Origin of the sequence: Trinickia sp. (assembly GCF_036503415.1) — a bacterium.
In the GTDB taxonomy this organism is placed as follows: Bacteria; Pseudomonadota; Gammaproteobacteria; order Burkholderiales; family Burkholderiaceae; genus Trinickia.
On sequence record NZ_DASXWY010000034.1, the window covers coordinates 1 to 7,186 of the forward strand.

Annotated in this window: 7 protein-coding genes; 3 read left to right on the forward strand and 4 right to left on the reverse strand. The window is 62.8% G+C overall.

Annotated features, from left to right (window positions below; translation table 11 throughout):
• Positions 1 to 205: 205 nt before the first annotated feature.
• From VGL01_RS05310 to pdhA, 4 genes are all read right to left on the reverse strand, one after another.
• A complete protein-coding gene (locus VGL01_RS05310; protein WP_173257158.1) occupies positions 206 to 361 on the reverse strand; it encodes a DUF3309 family protein in 156 nt (51 codons plus the stop codon).
• 189 nt (positions 362 to 550) lie between these two features.
• The gene (locus VGL01_RS05315; protein ID WP_331567796.1) at positions 551 to 1,711 is read right to left on the reverse strand and encodes a dihydrolipoamide acetyltransferase family protein; all 1,161 of its coding nucleotides are present in this window, start codon (positions 1,709 to 1,711) and stop codon (positions 551 to 553) included.
• Positions 1,708 to 2,691 carry an alpha-ketoacid dehydrogenase subunit beta gene (locus VGL01_RS05320; RefSeq protein ID WP_331567798.1) on the reverse strand — a complete coding sequence of 328 codons (984 nt, stop codon included), beginning with the start codon at positions 2,689 to 2,691 and terminating at the stop codon, positions 1,708 to 1,710. Before VGL01_RS05320 ends, VGL01_RS05315 begins: the two co-directional genes overlap by 4 nt.
• The gene (gene pdhA, locus VGL01_RS05325; RefSeq protein WP_331567800.1) at positions 2,684 to 3,778 is read right to left on the reverse strand and encodes a pyruvate dehydrogenase (acetyl-transferring) E1 component subunit alpha; all 1,095 of its coding nucleotides are present in this window, start codon (positions 3,776 to 3,778) and stop codon (positions 2,684 to 2,686) included. Before pdhA ends, VGL01_RS05320 begins: the two co-directional genes overlap by 8 nt.
• A 525-nt stretch (positions 3,779 to 4,303) precedes the next feature.
• Between pdhA and VGL01_RS05330 the strand changes: the two genes are divergently transcribed.
• The 3 genes from VGL01_RS05330 to VGL01_RS05340 all read left to right on the forward strand — a co-directional run.
• On the forward strand, positions 4,304 to 5,413 hold the full coding sequence (locus VGL01_RS05330) for a sugar ABC transporter substrate-binding protein (RefSeq protein WP_331567802.1): 1,110 nt from the start codon (positions 4,304 to 4,306) through the stop codon (positions 5,411 to 5,413).
• The gene (locus VGL01_RS05335) at positions 5,413 to 6,423 is read left to right on the forward strand and encodes an ABC transporter permease (RefSeq protein ID WP_331567804.1); all 1,011 of its coding nucleotides are present in this window, start codon (positions 5,413 to 5,415) and stop codon (positions 6,421 to 6,423) included. Before VGL01_RS05330 ends, VGL01_RS05335 begins: the two co-directional genes overlap by 1 nt.
• A partial coding sequence (locus VGL01_RS05340) for an ATP-binding cassette domain-containing protein (RefSeq protein ID WP_331567806.1) occupies positions 6,423 to 7,186 on the forward strand: 764 nt, incomplete at its 3' end. The genes VGL01_RS05335 and VGL01_RS05340, both read left to right, overlap by 1 nt.

The window sequence follows — 7,186 nt, forward strand, 5'->3', positions numbered from 1 at the left end:
TTTCTCCAGCACCGACCAGGTGCGTTCGACTACCCTGCCGTCCGTGGCGAGCGTGTTGTCGTAGTCGGTTGCGAGCGCAACGAAGTGCATTTCGTTCTCCTCGAGACGCAATGGTCTTTCGCGCACCTCATTGCATTGCGCGTGCCGCGGGCGGATCGGATGCCGCGGCACGCAATTCAGCGAATAGAAAACCAGGCTTGGAGCGCTATATCTGGCCGAACACCACGAGCAGGATCACGATGACGAGCAACAGGCCCAGACCACCGGTAGGTGCATAGCCCCAGCCGCGGCTATACGGCCAGGCAGGAAAAGCGCCGATCAGAAGGAGAATCAGCACGACGAGCAAAATGGTTCCTAACATATCGACCTCGCACGAGCGAATTGAAAAGGATGCGGGGAAATGCAGGCCGCATAGATCGATCTCTGCAAGAGCCGTGCCGGCCGGGCGCCCAATCCCCATAAGGCGGCGGGGAGCGAACCCTGCCGCTTTTTGCGATGGAGGCGGCAAATTCGGCCTAAACGGCGTCCCGAATGGGCGCTACGTCAGTCGTCAGTCGAGCGCCCGTAAATCGGCGATTGCCGCCGCGAGAAACCGTGCCGCTTCGCCGCCGGTCACCACGCGGTGATCGAACGTCAGGCTGAGCGGCAAGATCCGATGCACGACAGCCTGGCGGTTTTCCGCCACGATGCCCTCGTGAATGCGACCCGCACCGAGGATTGCCACGGTTGGCGGCACGACGATCGGCGCGGCGTATTTGCCGGCGATCATGCCGAAATTGGACAGCGTGATGGTCGCACCGCGCAATTCCTCGGGCGGGATTTTGCGCGCTTGAACGTCGGCGCGCACGCGATCGAGGCCTGTGCGCAAGTCGGCCGCATCGCGATGTGCCACGTCGCGCAGCACGGGCACGAAGAGGCCGTCGGGAAGATCGACCGCAATGCCGACATCGATATGCGCAAGCACATGGCGGCGCGCCGCGCGGCCGTCGAACCACGCGTTGAGTCCCGGCTCTGCGCGGCATCCGGCCACGAGCGCGCGAATGAGCCGGATCGTGACATCGGTACCGGGCGGCCAGGCATCGATATCGGCATCGTCGATGACGGTAGCCGCGGCCACCTCGCTTTGGGCGCGCGCCATGTTTTGCGCCATCGCGCGCCGCACCCCGCGCAACTCCTCGGGCGGGCCCAGTTCGACGAGCAGTTTTGCCGTGCGTTGCACGTCCGCTGACGTCACGACGCCATCGGGGCCCGACGGCGTGACCATCGCCAAATCGATGTCGAGCGTGCGGGCCAACGCGCGTACGGCCGGCGTCGCCTTGATCGCGGGAGCCCGGGCGCCCGCGCCGGCGCCGACGAGACCGCGCATCGATACGTCGCGCGCGATGTGTCCCGCGGGTGCGGGACGCGTGGAAGATGTCGAAGGCTGCGTCGGTTGCATCTGCGGCATCTCGCCGACGACCGTGCCCGTATCGTCGTTCGCTCCCTCGAACGCGACGAGCGGCGCACCCAGGTGCATGATGTCGCCTTTCTTGCCGAACAGCTTGGCGACCCGGCCCGCTTGCGGCGAAGGAATATCGACGATCGCCTTGGCCGTTTCGACCGCGAGAAGCGGTTGATCGGCCTTCACGTCGTCGCCTTCGTGGACACGCCATTCGATGATCTCGGCTTCTTGCAGGCCTTCTCCGAGGTCGGGGAGCTTGAAGACTTTCATGTGGATGCCTCGAGCGTTTTTCGGACCGCGCTCACGATGCGCGCGACGCTCGGCATGTATTGGGCCTCGAGCCGAAAGAGCGGAACGACCACGTCGTAGCCGGTGACACGCTCGATCGGCGCGAGCAGCGAATAGAGCCCGCGCTCCGCGAGATTCGCGGCGATTTCGGCGCCGAGCCCGCATGTGCGGGGCGCCTCATGAACGATGACGCAGCGTCCGGTCTTCGCCACGGAGGCCACGATGGTTTCCATGTCGAGCGGCTTCAGTGTCGCGACATCGATGATCTCCGCTTCGACGCCTTCGGCCGCGAGGACGTCGGCGGACATTTGCACTTCATGGATCATGGCGCCCCAACTGACGAGCGTCACGTCGGTACCTTCGCGCAATGTGAAGCATGTGTCGAGTGGCGCAGCGGTACCGTCGTCTTCGACCGGTTGCTTGTAGAGCCGATAGAGCCGGGTCGGTTCGAGAAAGACGACGGGGTCCGGATCGCGTATGGCGGCCAGCAGCAAACCGTAGGCGCGTTCGGGCGAGGAGGGCATGACGACCCGTAGCCCCGGCATGTGCGCGAACAGCGCCTCGGGACTCTCGGAATGGTGCTCGGGTGCATGGATGCCCGCGCCGCAGGGCGAGCGGATCACGAGCGGACACGTGAGCCTCGCGCGTGTGCGATGACGCAATCGCGCCGCATGATTGAGTATGTGGTCGATCGCCGGATAAATGAACCCGCTGAATTGAATCTCGACGACAGGACGCAAACCCATCGAGGCCATGCCGATCGCGGTGCCGGCAAGCGCCGTTTCGGCCAGCGGTGTATCGACGATGCGTTCGGTGCCGAAACGCTCCTGCAATCCGAGCGTGGCGCGAAATACGCCGCCGTTCGCGCCGATATCCTCGCCGAGCAACACAACCGATGGATCGTGCTCCAGCTCGTAGGCGAGGGCGCGATTGACGGCTTCGACGAGATTCAACTCAGACATGGTCGTCCTCCGCGCTCTCGCCGTTCGCGAATCGCAGTGCCGTGTCCAATTGTTCGTCGAGCGCACGCGGCAGCGTTGCATATAAATGCTCGAACATGGCCGAGACGTCCGGCGGCGCCACGGCGAGATAAGCTTCGACCGCGCTCTCGACCTGCTCACGGCAGGCCCGCGAAAGCGCTTCTTCCTGCGTCTTGTCCCAGACACCGGCTTGCACGAGGTACTTACGGAGACGTGCAATGGGCTCGCTCGCCCATTGTTGGGCGACTGTTTCCGGATCGCGATAGCGCGTCGCATCGTCGGCCGTCGTGTGATCGCCGAGCCGGTAGCTGAGCGCTTCGATGAGCGTCGGGCCGTCGCCGCGCCGCGCTTTGTCGAGTGCGCGGCGCATCGCGTCGTGCACGGCAATGAGATCGTTGCCGTCCACCTGTTGGCCCTCGATGCCTGCCGCAATGGCCTTTTGCGCGAGCGTGCCGGCTGCCGTCTGACGTTCGCACGGCATGGAAATGGCCCAACGATTGTTATTGACGACGATGACCAGCGGCGCCTGCCAGATGCCGGCCATGTTCATCGCTTCGTAAAAATCGCCTTTGGATGTACCGCCGTCGCCGACGATCGCGACCGCCGCGCGCTGCGTCTTTTGCAACTTGAACGCGTAAGCCGCGCCTGCGGCATGACAGACCTGCGTCGCGATCGGTACGCAATTCGGAAAATCGTAACGCGCAGCGGCAAAATCGCTCCCGCGCTCGTCGCCGCCCCAATACAACAGGCTTTCAGTCATGGTGACGCCGCGCACCAATTGGGCGGCGTGATCCCGATAGGAAGGAAAAAGCGCATCGTCGTGCTGCATGGCGGCGGCCACACCGACACCGATGGCCTCTTGCCCGAGCGATGAGGCAAACGTGCCCAGCTTGCCGGTGCGTTGCAGCGCAACTGCTTTGTTGTCGAACGTTCGCGTCAGTGTCATTGCGCGATATAGTTCGACGAGCAGTGACGTTTCGTTTGCAAACGCAGGCAGCGGTTGCGTCGCGTTACCGTCGGGGTCGAGATAGCGGGTGTATTCGACCTGAAAGCGGGCGGCAGTACTCATGATCGGCACCCCTCGCCCGTGCCGGCCGTGGTTCGGCAGCACCCGGGGGCGTATGTCTCCCTTTTAGGTATGGACGGCTCTTGGCCGCCATTTGAACGTTAGTACGTTTTCCGATGAAAACAAGGACAGGTGACCTGCCGATGCGGCCGAACGCAAGGTCCCTCGGCTGACCGCCCAGTAGTCGGACTAGTTGGCGATTTTAGTAGTCAGCGGGTGCGGCGAGACTACAGAAGCCTTTCGGTAACGCCGCGCGACGCACGATCGAACAGTCAAATCGATTTCGACGTCAGCTTCAAAATAGTCCGACTAGTTACGGGTTTACATGGATTAGGAGGCACAGCCGCACTGCACTAACATTTTGCCGGTACCAAGCGGCGCATCATCGAACGCCTCCGACCGAGGTTGCAGTTGTGCATGCCCCGGTCCAGCTCAATCCAACGGCGCTCCCGGTGCCATCCGGCATCTGCATGCGATCGGCTCGACGCCGATCATATCGACCCACGAAGTAAAGAACTGGAGGAAGAGATGGCACACGAACGGGATGACGACCAGGAACACGGCGGTGAGGGTTTCAGCGCGGCGCGGCGCGGACTGATGCAAGGGGCGGGGTTGGGCGCCGCGCTTTCGCTGATGGGCGCACTGGGCGGGGCGGGCGGGCTGATCGGCACCGCGCAGGCTGCCGAGGCGGCTTTCCCGTCGCACAAAAGATGGAAGATCGTGTTCGTCAATCACGTCACCACGAACCCGTTCTTCGTGCCGACGCAGTACGGCATTCAGGACGCCTGCGCGTTGCTCAACATGGATTACCAGTGGACGGGCTCGGCCAATTCGGACGCGGGCGAAATGGTTCGCGCCGTGAATTCGGCGATTGCCGCCAAGGCCGACGCCATCGCCGTGCCAATCGTCGATCCGGGCGCGTTCGACAAGCCCATCCAGGCCGCGCTCGATGCCGGGATTCCGGTGTTCGCCTATAACGCCGATGCGCCGCGCGGCAAGAAGAATCCCCGCCTCGCCTATATCGGCCAGGACCTCTATCTATCCGGCTATCAGATGGGCGAACGCATCGTGAGTCTCATCGACAGCGGGATGGTTGCGCTTTTCATCGCGACGCCGGGGCAGCTCAATATCCAGCCGCGTCTGGACGGTGCGCAGGACGCCATCAAGAAGTCCGGCAAGAAGATCGATATCCAGACCGTGGCTACCGGCGCGACCGTCAACGAGGAGCTTTCGAAGATCAAGGCGTTTTATCTAGGCCACCAGGACCTCAAGGGCATGTTCGCCGTGGACGCGGGCAGTACGCAGGGCGTTGCCCAGGTAATGAAGGAGTCGAATCTTCCATCGAAGGGCGTGCACGGCGGCGGCTTCGATTTGCTTCCGGCCACGATCCAGCATATCCATGAAGGCTTCCTCGACTTCACCATCGATCAGCAACCTTACGTGCAGGGTTTCTATACTGTGATGGAGGCGTTCGTATTCCTCGCTTCGGGCGGACTGGTGGGACCGGCCGACATCAACACCGGCCTCAAATTCGTGACGAAGGATACGGTCGAGCCGTATCTGAATACCTCGACACGCTATGAAGGCAAGACCACCAAGCCGCAAATCGTTCCGATGAAGGGTGCCATCAGGTCGTAATGAATACAGTGAACGAAACCAGCAAGATCGAAGCGGCCCGCGCGGCACGGCGCGCGGGCGTTCCGTTCGTATCGCGATGGGCGGCCGAGCTGCGCATTTTGCTCGTGGCCGTGCTCCTGGCCGCCTATTTCGAATTCGCGAACCACGATTTCCTGCTCACCAACGCGAGCCTCGTCAACCTTTCGCAGTTCATTGCGCCGGTGGCGATCATCGCGTTCGGCGAAATCATGTTGATGATCGGTGGGGATATCGATCTCTCGGCGGGCATGGTGTTCGCGTTCGCGCCGTTCATGATGGTGTTTGCGAACGAAGCCGGTGCGCCGATGTGGCTGGCGGTGATCGCGGGGCTCGTGGCCTCGGCGGCCGTCGGCTTCGTCAACGGCGCGGTCACGGTCTGGCTGCGGCTGCCGTCGTTCGTCACCACGCTCGGCACGCTGTTTCTGATCAACGGCATCACGCTCACCGTTTCGCACGGCACGCCCGCCGCCACACCTGGATCGCCCATGTTCTCCGAGTTCATGGGTGCGTGGGGCTACAGCGAGATCATCTGGACGGTGGCGATCGCTTTCGCGATGCACGTGCTGCTGCGGCATACGCGTTGGGGTCTGCATACCCAGGCGGCGGGTGCGAATGCACTCGGCGCGAGCGAGGCGGGCATTCACGTGAACCGGCTGCGCCTGGGCAACTTTGTTCTCGCGGCGGTGCTGGCCGGCTTCACCGGCATGCTCGAGGCTTTTCGCATTACCTCGATCGACCCGCAGGCGGGCGGCAACCAGATCATGTTCCTTGCCGTGGCTGCCGCCGTGATCGGTGGCACGCCGCTCACGGGCGGCTCGGGCACGATCGTGGGCGGACTCATCGGCGCTGCTGTGCTCGGCATTCTCAACGACGGGTTCACGCTGATCGGCATCAACGCCTTTACGTTCAACATCATTCTTGGCGCCGCGATTCTCGCGGCGATGATCTTCAACATTCATGTTGGACGCATTCGCCGCAAGGGAGGGAGTTGATGGACGAATCGCAAACCGCTTCGCCTGGCGCGAACGCGGCCGCCGATGCGCCGCTCGCACTGCACGGCGAGAGCCTCGTCAAACGTTTCGGTGCGGTGACTGCACTCGACGGCGTTTCGCTTACGCTCGGCAGCGGCGAAATTCTCGGCATACTCGGCGACAATGGCGCGGGCAAGTCGACGCTCGTCAAAATACTGACGGGCTTTCATCAACAAACCAGCGGCACGCTTTACATCGACGGTCAGGAGACGCTGCTGCGTTCCGTCGATCATGCGCGTTCGCTCGGCATCGAATGCGTGTATCAGGACCTCGCGCTCGCGAATTCGCTGAGCATTTATCACAACATGTTTCTGAACCGCGAAATCGTCAGGCGCGGACCGTTCAGGCTGGTCGATCACAAGCAGATGCGCGAGCGCGCGGCGCAGTGTCTCGACGATGTCGGCGTGCACGTGCCTTCGGTGGATTTGCCCGTGGAGCGCCTTTCAGGCGGCCAGCGGCAGGCCATTGCCGTGGCGCGCGCCGTCTATTCCAATGCGAAGATCCTGTTGCTCGACGAGCCGCTCGCCGCGATGGGTGCGCGTGAAGCGGGGCTCATCATCGACCTCCTGATGCGGTTGAAGGAAAAAGGCGGGCTGTCGATCATCATGATCATGCACAACTATGCGCAGACGCTCGATATTGCGGATCGCATCATGTTGATGCAGCGAGGCCGCGTGACGTACGAGCAAAAGAGCGCGTTGACTTCGGTGGCGGAGCTCATGGA

What these genes read in the sequence shown, in the direction of transcription:
- VGL01_RS05310 (WP_173257158.1), bottom strand. Translation starts at nt 361, where the DNA reads ATGTTAGGAACCATTTTGCTCGTCGTGCTGATTCTCCTTCTGATCGGC.
- VGL01_RS05315 (WP_331567796.1), bottom strand. Translation starts at nt 1,711, where the DNA reads ATGAAAGTCTTCAAGCTCCCCGACCTCGGAGAAGGCCTGCAAGAAGCC.
- VGL01_RS05320 (WP_331567798.1), bottom strand. Translation starts at nt 2,691, where the DNA reads ATGTCTGAGTTGAATCTCGTCGAAGCCGTCAATCGCGCCCTCGCCTAC.
- pdhA (WP_331567800.1), bottom strand. Translation starts at nt 3,778, where the DNA reads ATGAGTACTGCCGCCCGCTTTCAGGTCGAATACACCCGCTATCTCGAC.
- VGL01_RS05330 (WP_331567802.1), top strand. Translation starts at nt 4,304, where the DNA reads ATGGCACACGAACGGGATGACGACCAGGAACACGGCGGTGAGGGTTTC.
- VGL01_RS05335 (WP_331567804.1), top strand. Translation starts at nt 5,413, where the DNA reads ATGAATACAGTGAACGAAACCAGCAAGATCGAAGCGGCCCGCGCGGCA.